The organism is Microbacterium sp. (assembly GCF_043427715.1).
GTDB lineage: Bacteria > Actinomycetota > Actinomycetes > Actinomycetales > Microbacteriaceae > Microbacterium.
Genome location: NZ_JBHWTD010000106.1, coordinates 1 through 15628 on the forward strand (window position 1 = coordinate 1; position 15628 = coordinate 15628).

The 15628-nt window shown below is 68.5% G+C and carries 13 protein-coding genes and 1 pseudogene; 4 read left to right on the forward strand and 10 right to left on the reverse strand.

From position 1 onward, the window contains the following. The 4 genes and pseudogenes from ACHFGS_RS11045 to ACHFGS_RS11060 all read left to right on the forward strand — a co-directional run. A pseudogene (locus ACHFGS_RS11045) lies at positions 1–142 on the forward strand (IS5/IS1182 family transposase); the annotation flags it as partial. 362 nt (positions 143–504) lie between these two features. Continuing rightward, complete coding sequence (locus ACHFGS_RS11050) at positions 505–882, forward strand: peptidase inhibitor family I36 protein (protein WP_394278524.1); 378 nt, start codon at positions 505–507, stop codon at positions 880–882. 46 nt (positions 883–928) lie between these two features. Continuing rightward, the gene (locus tag ACHFGS_RS11055) at positions 929–1624 is read left to right on the forward strand and encodes an ABC transporter ATP-binding protein (RefSeq protein ID WP_394289465.1); all 696 of its coding nucleotides are present in this window, start codon (positions 929–931) and stop codon (positions 1622–1624) included. 53 nt (positions 1625–1677) lie between these two features. Beyond that, entirely contained in the window at positions 1678–4134 is a 2457-nt protein-coding gene (locus ACHFGS_RS11060) for an FtsX-like permease family protein (RefSeq protein WP_394278522.1), read from the forward strand. Positions 4135–4245: 111 nt separating this feature from the next. On the opposite strand, the gene ACHFGS_RS11065 is transcribed toward ACHFGS_RS11060, so the two are convergent. The 10 genes from ACHFGS_RS11065 to ACHFGS_RS11110 form a co-directional block, all read right to left on the reverse strand. Next, complete coding sequence (locus ACHFGS_RS11065; RefSeq protein ID WP_394289466.1) at positions 4246–4623, reverse strand: DUF2752 domain-containing protein; 378 nt, start codon at positions 4621–4623, stop codon at positions 4246–4248. Further along, on the reverse strand, positions 4592–5191 hold the full coding sequence (gene cofC, locus ACHFGS_RS11070; protein ID WP_394278521.1) for a 2-phospho-L-lactate guanylyltransferase: 600 nt from the start codon (positions 5189–5191) through the stop codon (positions 4592–4594). Before cofC ends, ACHFGS_RS11065 begins: the two co-directional genes overlap by 32 nt. Then, positions 5188–6192: a glucose-6-phosphate dehydrogenase (coenzyme-F420) gene (fgd, locus tag ACHFGS_RS11075; protein WP_394278520.1), complete on the reverse strand. Its 1005-nt coding sequence runs from the start codon at positions 6190–6192 to the stop codon at positions 5188–5190. The genes cofC and fgd overlap by 4 nt, the downstream gene beginning before the upstream one ends. Next, positions 6189–7643, reverse strand: coding sequence for a flavin-containing monooxygenase (locus tag ACHFGS_RS11080; protein ID WP_394278519.1), 1455 nt, complete (start codon positions 7641–7643; stop codon positions 6189–6191). The genes fgd and ACHFGS_RS11080 overlap by 4 nt, the downstream gene beginning before the upstream one ends. Beyond that, positions 7640–9898, reverse strand: coding sequence for a 7,8-didemethyl-8-hydroxy-5-deazariboflavin synthase CofG (cofG, locus tag ACHFGS_RS11085; RefSeq protein WP_394278518.1), 2259 nt, complete (start codon positions 9896–9898; stop codon positions 7640–7642). Before cofG ends, ACHFGS_RS11080 begins: the two co-directional genes overlap by 4 nt. A 10-nt stretch (positions 9899–9908) precedes the next feature. Then, on the reverse strand, positions 9909–11417 hold the full coding sequence (locus tag ACHFGS_RS11090; protein WP_394278517.1) for a CoA-acylating methylmalonate-semialdehyde dehydrogenase: 1509 nt from the start codon (positions 11415–11417) through the stop codon (positions 9909–9911). 24 nt (positions 11418–11441) lie between these two features. Next, positions 11442–12746 (reverse strand): aspartate aminotransferase family protein, encoded by a 1305-nt coding sequence (locus ACHFGS_RS11095; protein WP_394289467.1) that lies wholly within the window; start codon positions 12744–12746, stop codon positions 11442–11444. A 71-nt stretch (positions 12747–12817) separates the two neighbouring features. Then, positions 12818–13990, reverse strand: a complete 1173-nt coding sequence (locus tag ACHFGS_RS11100; RefSeq protein WP_394278515.1) for an ABC transporter substrate-binding protein — start codon at positions 13988–13990, stop codon at positions 12818–12820. A 56-nt stretch (positions 13991–14046) separates the two neighbouring features. Further along, the gene (locus tag ACHFGS_RS11105; protein ID WP_394289468.1) at positions 14047–14811 is read right to left on the reverse strand and encodes an ABC transporter permease; all 765 of its coding nucleotides are present in this window, start codon (positions 14809–14811) and stop codon (positions 14047–14049) included. Between the two features lie 7 nt (positions 14812–14818). Continuing rightward, the gene (locus ACHFGS_RS11110) at positions 14819–15613 is read right to left on the reverse strand and encodes an ABC transporter ATP-binding protein (protein ID WP_394278513.1); all 795 of its coding nucleotides are present in this window, start codon (positions 15611–15613) and stop codon (positions 14819–14821) included. Positions 15614–15628: the final 15 nt, after the last annotated feature.

Below are 15628 nucleotides of genomic sequence, written 5' to 3' on the forward strand. Positions count from 1 at the left end.
CGTCATCGAGCGCCGCTACTGCCACATCAAGCAATGGCGCGGCCTCGCCACCCGCTACGACAAACACGCCGTCGTCTACCGCGCTGCCGTCGTCCTCAACGCCGTCCTCGCCTGGACCAAGACTTTGTCAGACACGCCCTAATCGGGCCGTAGCCGAGGTTGTTGCCGGACGGGGGCGGGGTGGTGCTTTCGGACTCGCTCACGGCGGGTCACCTCCTTGACGGATGCGGCCGAGAACTTGGTGTTCTCTAGGAGACCGCTGACCGTCAATGAGGCCCGGAGCGGGTGCCAGAACTGAACTGCAGCACCCGCAGGGTCTCAGTAAACGACAAGATCGCCCCGGTGCCAACCGTCCGATCGGACGCATCAAGCCGGTCGAGCTACGCCTTCGATCGAGGCGAGTGATGAGCGCAGTACCAGGCGTCCAGATCTTCTATTGCGGATTGAGCAAACGGCTAGATAGCATCGCGCCAGTAGCCAGGGTGGTCACGAATGGGGGGAAACATGAAGACCAAGGCTGGCATCGGCATCGCCGGTATCGTCCTCATCGCTGCGGGCACGCTGAGTGCACCGCTCGCCGCGAACGCCGCGTTGTCACAGTGCAACACCGGAAAGGCTTGTGGCTGGCTCAACAACAACCTCGACGCCCTTCTGATCGAACGCGGATCGAACACGGCCTACACGAGCAACACTCTGGGGGACGCCAACGACCGGATCAGCTCAGTCGCTAACCGTGGGTCGAAGGACATGGGGTGGTACACCGACATCAACCTGCAGGGATCGAGGCTGTGCAACAACTCGAACTCCTACTACAACAGCGTCGGCTCGTTCAACGACACGTTTAGTTCGATCATCGTCTACTCGAACGCGGTTACCTGCTGACGTGCTCCCTACGGAGGCTGTGAGCGGCAGCGTTCCTGCCGCGAGGGTGGTCGACGCAGTCAGAGTGTTCGTTTCGCGCAATGAGTCCGTCCGAGGTCTCCAGGGCTTCTCGATCGATCTGCACGCCGGCGAGGTCTGCGCCCTCGTCGGCATTAGTGGTAGCGGCAAGTCGACCCTGCTGAACGTGATTGGTGGGCTCGAGATGCTCGACAGCGGCTACGTCGAGGTTAACGGGGCACGCGTCTCCTCATTGTCGCGATCGGATCTTGCTCGATTTCGACGCGAAACCGTGGCGACCGTGTTCCAGGAGTACAACCTTCTCCCGATGCTGACGAGTCTCGAGAACGTGTCGCTCCCTGGACAGCTCGTGAGCGCGAACGTCGACGAGGTCTATGAGGCCAGCAGACGGGCCCTTGATGTGCTCGGGATGGCTGACCTGGTCGACAGATATCCGGGCGAACTTTCCGGCGGGCAACGGCAACGCGTCGCGATAGCCCGGGCGATCGCCGGAGCGGGCACAGCAGGAAAGGTGATTCTTCTCGCCGACGAACCGACGGGCTCTCTCGATACCTCGGCGACGCGTGATGTCATGCACGCGTTCCGAGAAGCTGCACGAGCGGGCCTTGCCGTTCTCGTTGCGACGCACGATCCGGAGGTAGTTGCGACGGCAGACCGGGTTGTCGCGATCCGAGATGGACAGAACGCTCAGGTACCCCTTCTAGCTGGAATGACCCCGCGTTGAAGCTTGTCGCGCATGTCGTCCGCCGAACGTTAACTCGCAACCGCAGTCGAGCGTTGCTCACCGCCGCATTGACCTTCGCTCTGACAGCAATCGTGACGGCCGGGTTTGTCTTCTTGAACGCATTGACCCCGTCGACGGAACAAATCCACGATTCAACGCTGCGCGGTGCCGACGTTGGTTTCAGCTACGGGTCGCTACCAGACGATGGCGTTGCTGCCGTGCGACTGGAATCACTACGGGCACTACTGACCGAGCGGTACGGCAGCGACACGCGAATAAGCGAAGGTCTCCAAGCTGTCGGCATCGATGTAGGTGTCAAAGGTGGTACTGCAATCGCGGCCAACCTATGGGAGTTGGACTCGGACAAGCTCGACCTCGCCAGCGCCGATCGACTCGTCACCGGCGCCTTCCCGAACCGCGCGTGCGACGGTGCGGTGTCGCAGGATCTCGCCAGCCGCCTTGGCGTGGGCGTCGGCGATGTCATATCTGTCGCTCTATCGGACCAACTGATCCGCGTTACCGGTGTCTACGAGCCTCGTCTCTCTCACAGCGGACAGAGCCTATTGGTCGCTCCTGGAACGTGGGAGCGCTGCATATCAGAAGCTCCCGGCGGCGCCAGTGCGACCGCGTTCCTAACCGCATGGGTGTCCATACCTCCGACGTCCAGCCGAACATTTGAGTCCGATTTCACTCCTCGCCCGAGTGATGGGGTTCTCCCAGTCGCCGAGTACCTTGACCCTGACGTCGCGATAACCGCCGTGTCGACAACCGACGATGGTTGGGACCCGTTCTGGGTACAGCGTCCGATTGCATTTGCACTCCCCGTCTTGAGCCTCATGGCGATTGCTGTAACTGCCCAGATCGCGATTCGAATGCGCCGAGAGACGCACTTGATGGGTTCTCTACAAGCCCTCGGATTCCAAAACGCACGAGTCGTGTCCATCGTGCTCCTTAGCTCCTTGTTGCCAATCGCAGCAGGAGCAGCGGCAGGCTTCGCGGTGGGTCTCGGGGTAGCCGTCGCATTGCAGGGTGTGGCGGCGGCGTTCGCTGGACGCGACGTGACTACAAACCCGCTCCCGGTAGACGCGATAATCTCGGGGGTGCTGGTCTTCATGGTGGTGTGCACCATTGGCCTCGGCCTCAGCGCGTGGGGTTTCGCCCGCAAGGGGGACCTCGCCCGTAGCTCGGTGCACTTCGTCGAGCGAATGCCTCCTCCACGCGCCTCCCGCGCCTTCACCGTGGCGTTCTACATTCTTCTGGCCGCAGCAGTCGGATGTTGGCTGCTACTGCCCCCTGACGATGTCTTCGGTCTCATCCGCGGCGCGCTCGTCTGTGCAGCTCTCATCGCGTCGGTTCCGCTGATGATCCAGTGGCTAGCCGTTCGCGCTGACCCGCGGTGTCCCATTCGCTGGCTTGGAGCTCGCGTCGCGCGGTCGCAGCCCGGACGCATGGCGACAATCGCGGCCGCTGTCGCAGTTGGCCTCGCGACCCCCCTGGCAATGCAGATGCTCCAGAGCACCTATGCGGCTGATGCGGAGCTTGCCTACCAACCCAGCATCCCGGCTGGCCAAGTCGTCGTGCTCCTGCAAAGCCCACTCGACAGCGGATCAATCCAACGACTCACGGACGCCGCAGGCGTAGACCCGGTAGTGCAATCTCGGGTCGTTTCATCAAGCGGCGGCGACGTCTTTGCGGCGCCTGCCGGGGTAGACGAAGCGCAGGCGCAGATCACTGTCGTGGATAATCCCGACGAGGCAGCAGTGACCCTCGGCTGGAGTATGCCTGACGATGCGTGGGAGGCGATCAACGCTGGTGATGCGCTATGGATAAACGATGCGTCGCAGCCCCGCAACATACAACTTGTGGCTTACGACAACGCGGGGGCGCCCGAAATCCTGGGCGAGATACCCGCCGTGAGCCTGACCCAAAGCGAAATGGTCCCGTCGACGGCCACCCACGATGGCGGGGTTATCATCACCAGCGAGACGGCTTCACGCTTGCAGCTCGACCTCGAGCCGTTCTGGCTGCGATTCCCAGATGCTGCCCCCCGATCCGAGGAAATCGTGTCTGCGGCTGCTGGCGTCGGCATCGCTAGCTCCGACGTACGAGTCGACACTGGACCAGAAGCAAGCTCACCCCCCTTGTCCTATTCTGTCGCGTTGGTCATGGCGCTTGTCCTTGTCGGCTGCGTGGTCTTCATCGTCATCATCAGCTCAGGCAAGGAGGATCGTAGAACGACGGGCGTCCTAATCTCACTGGGCGCCGACCGGGACTTGGTCCGGAACCTCTACCTTTACCTCTCGGCTCTTGCTCTGGTCGTCGGCGTCGTTGTTGGCCTTATCTCGGCGTTCGCGGTGTTCACGGCCGAGTACGTCTACGTCGGCTATTCCACGATCAGCGTCCCGTGGTTGGAAGTTCTCGTCACCCTGGGCGCCGTCCTGCTCGTCGGCGCCGCCGCCGCCATCACAGGAGCGCTGACTCAAGCCCCAGCTCGATCGACACAATCCTGATGCGCGTAGTTGCGAGCAGCAATGACACGCTGTTCGACGTGGCGTCTTTTGTCGTCCCGCGTCCAGGAGGTCCGTTCGGACTTCAATGGGCAGCGTGTCATGCGAGCGCTGCTACTCGATAACGTTGCGGCCGATCGCCACATAGATCACGAGCGCCGTGAACGCGAATGACGCGAATCGGAAAGCGACTCGGCCACCGGGCCCTTCTGATATCCCTCCGAGCCAGATCGCAGGACCGAGTACGAGCGCTCCTACGATGAGCGGATTGAACGCCAGCGAGCCGACCACGTCCCCACGAACCAATAGTGCGAAAGCTCGGAGTCCTCCGCACCCGGGACAGAGCCACCCGAAGCGTTCGCGGATTAGGCAGGGGGCCACGACCTCCTCGGAGAACGGGTCCCGAAGGACCGTCCATACGGCGAGTCCACCCAAACCGACGATCAGAGCGACGACGAGACTAGGCGACGCCGCGCAGCCGGGCGCCGGCACGCGGCAGCAGCTCCGCGAAGTCGTCAGGGGTGTCGAGGTCTCGCCGAAGCCCGGACGTCGCGCGCACCGGCAACGGCTGGCATCCCAGTTCACGGTGACGCGCGAACGAGTCGGGACCGTACGCCGACGCCCACACTGTCCCCGCCCGCGCGGTGAGGAGGGTGGACCCGGTGCCCGCGGCATCCGCCACCACCGCCCGCGGCACCGCAGCCGCGATCGCGAGCGCGGATGCCAACTCGGCCGGTGCGAGCGCGGCCAGGTCGGCCGGGAGCGCCGCGCGGTGGCGACGGAGCCCGATGCGCGACGCCGCGAGCGCCAGTGCCGCATCGATACCGGTCGCCTCGCGCTCCGGCACGAGCACGACACCCGCGGGCAGAAGCCGCGCGATGCCGTCGTCTGCCGTCACCACGACGACGCGTTCCACGCCCGACGTTCGCGCGGCGACCTCGATCGTGTCGAGCGCCAGAGCCCGGGCGAGGTCGGAGCGCGCCCCGCCGACCACCCCGAGCCGCGACTTCGCCTCGGCGAACGGCTTCACCGGGATCATCACCGTCCACGCCCCGCTCACGTGAACCGCTTCCGCAGCCGCGGCAGGATGTCGTCGGCATACCGCTGCAGGAAGGCGAGCTGGTCGTCGCCCGGATCGTGGAAGACGAGCTGCCGGAACCCCATCTCGACATACGCGGCGATGCGCTCGACGTGCTCGTCCGGATCATCCGAGACGATGAATCGGGATGCCGCGCGCTCGATCGGCAGCGCGGCGGCACGACGCTGCATCTCGCGCGGATCGTGGATGCCCATCTTCTCTTCCTGCGACAGCGCGAGCGGCGCCCAGAACCGGGTGCGCTCGCGCGCCGCCTCGATGTCGGGGTGATACGACACCTTCACCTCGATCATCCTGTCCACCTCGCTCGACGCCCGTCCTGCCTTGGCGATGCCGTCGTCCACCGCGGGCAGCAGCGTCTCGGTGTACAGGGCGGGATCCTTGCCACTCGTGGTGATGAACCCCTCGCCGATCCGCCCCGCCAGCCGCGCGGCGGCGGGACCGGCAGCGCCGATGTACACGGGGATCGGCTCGTCCGGACGGTCGTAGACCGTGGCATCCGAGACCCGATAGAAGGACCCGTCGAAGGTGACGCGATCTCGCTCCCATAGCTCGCGCATGAGCCCGATCGACTCCTTGAGCCGCTGGAACCGCTCCGGCCCGTCGGGCCAGTCGAGCCCCAGCGTCACCTCGTTGAGCGCCTCCCCCGTTCCCACCCCGAGGACGATACGGCCCGGATACAGCACGGCGAGCGTCGCCACCGACTGCGCAACGACGGCCGGGTGATACCGGAACGTGGGCGTCAGCACCGACGTGCCCATGACGATGCGGGAGGTGCGCGCACCGAGAGCACCGAGCCAGGGCAGCGCTGCGGGCGCATGCCCGCCGTCGTGCATCCACGGCTGGAAGTGGTCGGAGATGTAGACGCTGTCGAACCCGGCGTGTTCGGCGGCGACCGCGTACTCGAGCAGCTTCGCCGGGCCGAACTGCTCTGCCGACGCCTTGTAGCCGAAGCGGATGGTCATCGGGCTCCTTCCGTCACGGTGAACGCGTCGCGCACGGCGGCGCGCATCGCGGAGTCGAGGTCGTCCGTCGTGCCCGGCCACAGCAGCGTGACCCGGCCCGAGCGTGCGTCGCGGTACCAGCTGCGGCATCCGGCGACCCATGGCGTGCCCGCGACACGGTCCGCGATCGCCGCGGTGGCGGCACGCTCCGCCTCGGGCCGCGCGCGAACGACGCCGCCGGCAGCCGTCAGCTCCCGCACGAGCGCCGCTTGCCGTTCGAGCACGAGCAGCGACGACGAGTGCGGCAGCGCCGCGTTCGGACCGTTCAACACGAACAGGTTCGGAAAGCCCGCGACCGCCACCGTGCCGACGGCGGTCATGCCGTGCGCCCAGTGCTCGGCGAGGGTCACGCCGCCGTCACCGCGCACGAGAGCGGCGAACGGCTGCTCGCTCGTCTCGAACCCGGTGGCGAGCACGATGCGGTCGATTCCCCTGTGACGAACGCCCGACGAACCCACGAGGGTGTCGCCGTGCACCGCGGCCAGCGCCGATGCCTCGAGTGTCACGGCGCGCGACGCGACCGCAGGGTAGAACGTGTCGGACAGGACGACCCGCTTGCACCCGAACGGGTCGGTCGGGGTCAGCCGTCGGCGCAGCCCACGGCTGCGCACCTGTCCCGAGAGGTGCGCCTGCGCCGTGCGCACGGCACGAGCGGCTGCCGCGGCCTCGCCTGCCCGCGCCGAGAAGCGCTCGTCATCTCCGCCGAGAGCTTCGGCGCGCAGCGCCGCGATGCGACCGGGGTCGGCGGCGAACGCGGCGCGGTCGGCGGAATCGTACGATCGCCCGCCGCGCGGCAGGACCCACGCGGGCGACCGCTGGAACAACACGACCTCGGCCCCCGCCGCGACGAGCTCGGGCACGAGCTGCGCCGCGCTGGACCCGGTGCCGACGACGGCGATCCTGGTTCCCGCAACCGACTCCGAGGCATCCCATCGGGCCGTGTGCATGACGGCTCCGGGGAAGCCGGCGAGACCCGGGATGTCGGGGACGTGCGGTTCGGCGAGGCGGCCGCACGCGAGAACGAGCACGTCGGCCGTCTGCGGCCCCTCCCCCGAGAACGCCAGTCGCCAGTGCTGCGCGGCCTCGTCCCACGCGGCATCCGTCAACGCGCTCTGGAACCGGATCGATGAGCGGATGCCGCTCGCGTCGACGACCCGCTCGAGGTACGCGGCGATCTCGGCACCGGGTGCGAACTCGGCCGACCAGTCGGGGTTCGGGTGCCGCTCGAGGCTGTACAGGTGCGCCGGAACGTCGCATGCGACGCCCGGGTAGACGTTGTCGCGCCACGTGCCGCCGACCCGGTCGGCGCGCTCGACGACGACGACCTCTCGCCCGGCTTCGCGCAGTTCGATCGCGGCGAGGACGCCGGCGAAGCCCGCACCCACGACGACCGCGTCAACATGCCCGGTCATGCGGCCCGCTCGCGGGTCGCGGTTGGCGTGCCGTAGTCGGTCGTCCGCACCCGAAGGCGCCGGAACAGTCCCGACACGAGCCGCTCCGCCGCGTGCAGCGGCAGCTCGAGCCCCTGCTCGATGCCGGTGTCGGGGCGCACCCGGCCGTCGAGGAGCGTGCCGCCCAGGTCGTCGCCACCGGCCCGGAGCAACTCTGCGGCGGTCGCGCTGCCGTGGCGCGTCCACGGGATCTGGATGTGCCGGATGCCGTCATTCAGCAGCAGCCGCGACACCGCCACCATCGCGCGGTGCTCATCGAGCGGCGCACGGTCGGCGAGCGCCGCCCCGTGACCCGGCAGCGGAATCGGAACGAACTCGCTGAAGCCGCCGGTCTCGTCGTGGATGCCGCGCAGCGTCAGGAGGTGCGCGACGCGCTGCGCCGCAGTCTCGACGTGTCCGTAGAACAGTACCGAGGTGGAGCGGAGCCCCGCTCGGTGGGCGGCGCGGACGATCTCGAGCCAGCGGTCGACGTCGAGGTCGTCGGGCGCGACGCGGCGACGGACATCGTCATCGAGCACCTTCACGCCGGTCCCCGGGAACGTGTCGATGCCGGCGGCGAGGAGCTGCCGCAGAGCTTCCGTGAGCGGCATCCCGCCGCGGTCGACGAGGTCGGCGATGTCCTGCGGACGGTACGCGTGGAGGTGCAGCTCGGGTGTCGCGGCCCGGACGATGCGGACGAGGTCGAGGTACGCGGACGACGGGAGTGCGGCATCCATCCGCCCCTGGATGCACAGCTCGGTCGCCCCGAGCGCGGCGGCGTCGCGGGCGATGTCGGCGGCGTCGTCCAGGGTGAACTCCCCGAGTCCGGATGCCACGGTCCGCAGCCCCGACGACGTGAGGTTCCGGTTCACGACGATGCTGATGGTGTCGCCCACCGTGAGACGGCGCACCTCGTCGGCGACGGCGATGAGGCGCTCCAGGCCCTGCCCCTCGGCGACGAGCAGCCGTTCCCACTCGGCGGCGTCGAGGTCGCGGGGGGCTGTGGCCGCGCGATCGAGCAGGTCGTCGGCGCGACGTCGACCGGACGACCGAGGCCGATCGGTCGCGGCGAGCCCGGTTCCCGGGTCGGCGAGACGCGTGACCGCTCGGTGCAGCGCAGGGTCGATCCACTCGTCCGCATTGCGCACGAACTCGGGGTGGGCGGTGAGCCGCTCGGTGAGTGTGAAGCCTGCGGCGGCGGTGTGCGCCGCGAGGTCATCGAGGTGCGGCCACGGCCGCTCCGGGTTCACATGGTCGGCGGTGAGCGGCGAGACCCCACCCCAGTCATCGACCCCGGCGCGCAGCAGCATCGCGAGCTCGGCGGTGTCGCTGAGGTTCGGCGGTGCCTGGATGCGCATCGCGGGACCGAGCACAAGCCGTGCGACCGCGACGGCAGCGAGATACGCGTCGCGGTCGGCATCGGGTGAGTCGTACATCGCGGTGCGGGGCTTGGCCCGGAAGTTCTGCACGATCACCTCCTGCAGGTGACCGTGGCGGGCGTGCGCGTCGCGCAGCGCGAACAGCGACGCGGCGCGGTCGGCGAGCGTCTCGCCGATGCCCACGAGGATGCCGGAGGTGAACGGCACGCGCGCCGCACCGGCATCCTCGATCACTTGCAGTCGGAGTGCCGGGTCTTTGTCGGGCGAGCCGTAGTGCGCGGCACCGGGCGTCTCGAACAGGGCGCGGGACGTCGTCTCGAGCATCATGCCCATCGACGGGGCGACGGGACGGAGCGTCGCCAGCTCGTCCGGCGTCATGACACCGGGGTTCGCGTGGGCGAGCATGCCGGTCTCGGCCGTCACCAACCGCGCGGCGTGCGCGACATAGTCGATCGTCGTCGCGAAGCCGTGGGCGTCGAGCCAGGCCCGCGCCTCCGGCCAGCGCTCTTCGGGACGGTCGCCGAGGGTCAGCAGCGCCTCTTTGCACCCCTGTGCCGCCCCCGCCCGCGCGATACGCAGGATCTGCGCGTCGTCGAGATACGCCGGCGCCTTCTTCCGCAGGAGCTGGGCGGGTGTGTCGACGAAGGCGCAGTAGTGGCACCGGTCGCGGCACAGCGTCGTCAGCGGCAGGAAGACCTTGCGGGAGTACGTCACGATGCCGGGCCGCCCCGCCGCCGCGAGGCCGGCGTCGCGAACGGCGGCGGCGCGCATCATGAGCTCGTCGAGCTCCGGCCCGGTCGCGGCGAGCAGGCGCTCGGCCTCGCCCGGGTCGGTGAGGGCGTCGTCGAGGAGGGGCATGGCGGATCTTTCAGTCGTGCTGTGGGAAGCCCAGGTTGAGGCCGCCGTGCGACGGGTCGAGCCAGCGCGAAGTCACCGCCTTCTCCCGGGTGAAGAACGCGAAACCCTGCGGTCCATACGCCTTGGCGTCGCCGAACAGCGACGCCTTCCAGCCGCCGAAGGAGTGGTACGCGACGGGAACAGGGATCGGCACATTCACGCCGACCATGCCGACACTCACCTCGCGCTGGAAGCGACGGGCCGCGCCGCCGTCGTTCGTGAAGATCGCGGTGCCGTTGCCGTACGGGCTCGCCTCGATGAGCGCGAGACCCTCCTCGTAGCCGGCGACCCGCACGACCGAAAGCACCGGGCCGAAGATCTCGTCGGTATACACGGCGGACGAGGTCGGCACCTTGTCGATGAGTGTGGGGCCGAGCCAGAATCCGTCACCGTCGGCGTCCGGCGCGACGTCGCGCCCGTCGACCACGATCTCGGCGCCGTCGGCCTCGGCCACGCCGAGGTAGCCGGCCACCTTGTCGCGGTGCTCGCGCGTGATGAGCGGGCCCATGTCGCAGCCGCGGGTGCCGTCGCCGGTGCGGAGCGTCGCGACGCGCTCCGCGATCTTGCCGACGAGCGCATCGGCGATCGACTCGGTCGCGAGCAGCACCGACACGGCCATGCACCGCTCCCCTGCCGAGCCGAAGCCTGCGTTGACGGCGGCGTCGGCGGCGAGGTCGAGGTCGGCATCAGGCAGGACCAGCATGTGGTTCTTCGCACCGCCGAGGGCCTGCACACGCTTGCCCTGCGCGCTCGCCCGCTCATAGATGTAGCGGGCGATCGGCGTCGATCCGACGAAGGAGACCGCACCGACCGTGGGGTGGTCGAGGATCGCGTCGACGGCCTCCTTGTCGCCGTGGACGACGTTCAGCACACCGGCCGGCAGCCCCGCGTCGGCGAACGCGCGCGCGATCCAGTCCGATGCGGTGGGGTCCTTCTCGCTCGGCTTGAGCACGACGGTGTTGCCCGCGACGAGCGCGATCGGCAGGAACCAGAGCGGCACCATCGCCGGGAAGTTGAAGGGGCTGATGACCCCGACGACGCCGACCGGCTGCTTCAGGGTGTAGACATCGACACCGGTCGAGACGCTGTCGGAGTACTCGCCTTTGAGGAGGTGCCCCGACCCGCAGGCGAACTCGACGACCTCGAGGCCGCGGGCGATCTCACCGAGGGCGTCGGAGAGGACCTTGCCGTGCTCGGCGGTGAGGATCTCGGCGAGCTCCTGCTTGCGAGCGTTCAGGATCTCGCGGAACGAGAACATGACGCCCTGCCGCTTGGCGATGCTCGCGTCGCGCCACCCGGGGAGGGCCGCGGCCGCCCGCTCGACGGCAACGCCGACGTCTGCGGTGCTCGCCAGGCGGACCTGCCCGCTCACGCGGCCGGTCGCGGGGTTGTAGATCGGGCCGGTGCGGCTCGAGTCACCGCTCCATCGGGCGCCGTCGATCCAGTGTTCGAGCACGGGAATGGAAGTCTGGTCGGTCATGATTCCTCCGGAATGCGGTGCGGGTCAGAGTGCGGCGAAGGCCGCGTCGTAGATCTCGAGGGCGCGTCGCACCTCGTCGTCGGTGACGACGCAGGGCGGGACGACGTGGATGCGGTTGTCGGCGGCGAAGGGCAGCAGACCGCGAGCCATGAGGTCCTTCTTCAGCGCACCGATGACGGCGGGCGCGACGGGTTCGCGGGTGCCGGGGTCGGCGACCAGTTCGAGTGCCCAGAAAACACCCTCCCCGCGCACTTCCCCGATGATCGGGTGCTTGTCGGCGAGGGCCCGCAAGCCCGGCCCGAGGACGTCCTCGCCGATGCGGCGGGCGTTCTCGACGATCCCCTCGTCCTGCATGGCGTCGAGGGCTCCGACGATCGATGCCGCGGCCAACGGGTGCCCGGAGTAGGTCAATCCGCCCGGGAACACCCGCTCGTCGAAGGTGGCCGCAACGGCATCCGAGATGATGACACCACCGATGGGGACGTACCCCGAGTTCACACCCTTCGCGAACGTGATGAGGTCGGGCACGACGTCGTGCCCCTCGAAAGCGAACCAGCGTCCGGTGCGGCCGAACCCGGACATCACCTCGTCGAGGATGAGCAGGATGCCGTACTCGTCGGCGAGCCGGCGGACACCGGCGAGGTAGCCGGGAGGCGGGACCATGATGCCCGCCGTGCCGGGGATGGACTCGAGCAGGATGGCGGCGATGGTCGCCGGCCCCTCCGCTTCGATCACCCGGCGCAGGTGGTGCAGCGCGCGCTCGCACTCCTCCTCGGGAGTCGTCGCCCAGAACTCGGAGCGGTACAGGTACGGGCCGAAGAAGTGCACGTGGCCGCGAGCGTACTCGTTGGGGATGCGGCGCCAGTCACCGGTCGCTGCGATCGCCGCACCGGTGTTGCCGTGATAGCTGCGATAGCGCGAGAGCACCTTGTCCCGCCCGGTGTGCAGGCGCGCCATCCGGATCGCGTTCTCGTTCGCATCCGCGCCGCCGTTGGTGAAGAACACCTTCGAGAACCCGTCGGGCGCGAGGCCCACGATCCGTTTCGCGGCCTCGCCGCGGGCGAGGTTCGCGGTCGAGGGTGCGATGGTCGTCAGCAGCTCGGCCTGCGCCGTGATGGCGTCGACGACGGCCGGATGCTGGTGCCCGATGTTCACGTTGACGAGCTGGCTCGAGAAGTCGAGCCAACGGGTGCCGGCGTGATCCCACACGGTGGTCCCCGACCCGCCCGCGATCGGGAAGGGGTCGATGAGGGCCTGCGCGGACCAGGAGTGGAAGACGTGCGCACGGTCCAGCTCACGGGTGCGGGTGTCGAGGTCGTCGGTAGACATCGGGTGCTCCAGGGGTAGGGGACGGTCCCGGGGCGCGGGGTGCACGCCCCGGGACCGTCGTCGTGATGCGGTTACTGTCCGCCCTCGGTGAGGGTGACCTCGATCGGCGTGTACTCGCCGTCGAGGGTGACACCCTCATCTTCGAGCTCCGCGAGAGCTTTCTCGATGTATTCGTTCGAGAAGGCGGACGCGGGGGGCTCCGCGGTGATGAGGTTCAGGCCGTCCTGGTTGACCGCCGCCAGGGCGCCGTCGACAGTCTGATCCCATTTGTCCTGCTCGATCGTCCCGAACGGGGCGTCGGTCCAGATGAGCTTGTTGACCTCGTTGAGCTGCCAGAGCTGGTGCACCGGGCCGACCGGGAAGGCGGCTTCGGCGTTCGAGGCGACGTCCCACACGAGCTCCGCAGACTCTTCGACGTTGTCACGGGCGTAGAGCCAGCCCTTCGTGACGGCCTTGAGGAAGCGCACGGCGGCGTCGGCGTAGGCCGGGTCCTCCTCGAGGCGCTGGGTGTCGGCCCAGATCGCGTCCTGCAGCATGGCGCCCTCGGTGTCCTCGTACGAGACCACGTCGAGGTCGTCCAGCGTGTACAGCTCCCCGGTTTCGGGGTTCACGGTCTCGAGCACCTGGGCGAGCTCGTTGTAGGTCATCGCCTGCGCGGCATCCACATCACCGTCGAGCAGGGCGTTCATCGAGAAGTCCTGCGTCGTGATGGAGACGGTGGAGGCGTCGACGCCGTCGGCAGCCATCGCGGCGAAGATCTCCCACTCGTTGCCGAAGCCCCAGGACCCGATCCGCTTGCCTTCGAAGTCGGCGACGGAGGTGATGCCGTCTCCCTTCCACGACACCTGGGTGGTCCCCGAGCGCTGGAAGACCTGAGCGATGTCGGTGAGCTCGACGCCCGAGGTCTCGATGGTGCCGAGCACCTTCGGGACCCACGCGACGGCGAAGTCGACATCGCCTGCGGCGAGTGCGTCCTGCGGGACGATGTCACCGCCAGAGGGCAGGATGTCGACGCTGTCGAAGCCTTCCTCCTCGAAGTAGCCCATCTCCTGGGCGACGTAGTAGCCGGCGAACTGCGCCTGCGGCAGCCACTGCAGCTGCAGGCTGATCTCGGTGAGCGGCTCGAAGTCGTCGTCGCTGCCGGCGGGTGTGGTGCTGGTGGTGCCCGCGCACGCGGACAGGGCGAGTGCGCCGGCGGTCACGGTCGTGACGACCGCGAACCGGCGTCGGGTGCTGTGTCGCATGGTGTTCCTTTCGGGAGTTCGGGTGGTGCGGGTGGAGCCGGCCGGTCAGACGGGCGTCAGACCGGCCTCCGCCTGGTCACGAGGTGCTCGATGAGCACCGTGACGAGGAAGAAGACGAGACCGACGGCGATCGCGGCGCCGACGTAGGTCCAGGCGACGGCGGCGTTGCCGGTCTTGGCGTAGCTGGCGATCGCGGTGCCGAGGCCGTCGGTCGGTCCGCCGAAGTACTCCGCGACGAGGGCGGAGATGACGGCGACGGAGCTCGCGATACGGATGCCGGTGACGAGGTAGGGCAGTGCCACGGGCAGCGTGAGTCCTCGGAACTGCTGACCGGGAGTTGCGGCGTAGGCGAGGAACAGGTCGCGCTGCACGGGGCGCGACTGCCGGAGCCCGCGGAGCACGTTCACGAAGACGGGGACGAATGCGGCGATACCGGCGACCAGCTGCCGGCCGGTCTGAGCCGACGCGCCGAACATCGTGTTCAGCAGCGGGGTCAGTGCGACGATCGGCACCACCGCGATGGCCGCGATGATGGGCGCGAGCATGCCATCAGCCGGCCGCAGCCACGCCGCGAGCGCCGCGAGCGCCACGCCCAGGACCGTCCCCGCGACCAGTCCGACGAGCGTGTTCCCGCCCGTGACGAGCGCGTCCTCCGCAACGACGCCGCCGATGCGCGCCGCCGTCTCGGCGACGTCCGCGGGTGCCGGGATCAGCGCCAGCCGGCCGATCTTGACGCCCGACAGCACCTGCCACAGAAGAAGCAGCAGGATGCCGGTGGCCACCGGCGCGGCGACGCGGGAGATCCGATCGGTCATCGTCATCGTGTGCTCACCGCTCGTTCGCGCGGGCGACGGGTGCCCCGTGGAGCGCCTCGCGCACCTCGGTCACCTTCTGGAAGAACTCGGGCGATTCGCGAAGCGCGTCGGGACGGTCGCCGCCGAACGGGATCGTCACGAGATCGGTGATCCGTCCCGGGCGGGGGGACATCACGACGACCCGATCGGAGAGGTAGACGGCCTCGGGGATGGAGTGCGTCACGAAGACGACGGCGGCCCCCGTCTCTGCGGTGATGCGGGTGAGCTCGGTCTGCATCCGCTCGCGCGTCATTTCGTCCAGCGCACCGAACGGCTCATCCATGAGCAGGAGTTTGGGCTGCGACGCGAGCGCTCGAGCGATCGCGACGCGCTGCTGCATCCCGCCGGACAGCTCGTCGGGGTAGCGTCGCCCGAAGTCGGTGAGGCCGACCATCTCGGCGAGGTCCGTGGCGCGGGCCCGTCGCTCCGCACCGCCGACACCGTGGAGCTCAAGTGGCAGCGAGATGTTCTCGAGCACCGTCCGCCAGGGCAGCAGTCCCGCCTGCTGGAAGGCGATCCCGTAGTCCTGGTCGAGACGAGCCTTCTTCGGCGTCTTGCCGAAGATCTCCAGCGAGCCTGCGGTGGGCTGGTCGAGGTCCGCGATCAACCGCATGAGGGTCGACTTGCCGCATCCGGACGGCCCGATCAGCGAGACGAACTCCCCCGCCGCGATCTCGAGGTCGACCGCGGTGAGGGCGTGCACCTCCGTCGTGCGGCGGCCGCCGAAGGTGCGGCCGACGCCGGCGGCGCGGACGGCGATCTCGCTCATGCGGTGATTCCTCTC

Excerpts from the sequence above, each read along its gene's own strand:
- ACHFGS_RS11050 (WP_394278524.1), top strand. The coding sequence starts at position 505 with ATGAAGACCAAGGCTGGCATCGGCATCGCCGGTATCGTCCTCATCGCT.
- fgd (WP_394278520.1), bottom strand. The coding sequence starts at position 6,192 with ATGACCATCCGCTTCGGCTACAAGGCGTCGGCAGAGCAGTTCGGCCCG.
- ACHFGS_RS11080 (WP_394278519.1), bottom strand. The coding sequence starts at position 7,643 with ATGACCGGGCATGTTGACGCGGTCGTCGTGGGTGCGGGCTTCGCCGGC.
- cofG (WP_394278518.1), bottom strand. The coding sequence starts at position 9,898 with ATGCCCCTCCTCGACGACGCCCTCACCGACCCGGGCGAGGCCGAGCGC.
- ACHFGS_RS11090 (WP_394278517.1), bottom strand. The coding sequence starts at position 11,417 with ATGACCGACCAGACTTCCATTCCCGTGCTCGAACACTGGATCGACGGC.
- ACHFGS_RS11095 (WP_394289467.1), bottom strand. The coding sequence starts at position 12,746 with ATGTCTACCGACGACCTCGACACCCGCACCCGTGAGCTGGACCGTGCG.
- ACHFGS_RS11100 (WP_394278515.1), bottom strand. The coding sequence starts at position 13,990 with ATGCGACACAGCACCCGACGCCGGTTCGCGGTCGTCACGACCGTGACC.
- ACHFGS_RS11105 (WP_394289468.1), bottom strand. The coding sequence starts at position 14,811 with ATGACGATGACCGATCGGATCTCCCGCGTCGCCGCGCCGGTGGCCACC.
- ACHFGS_RS11110 (WP_394278513.1), bottom strand. The coding sequence starts at position 15,613 with ATGAGCGAGATCGCCGTCCGCGCCGCCGGCGTCGGCCGCACCTTCGGC.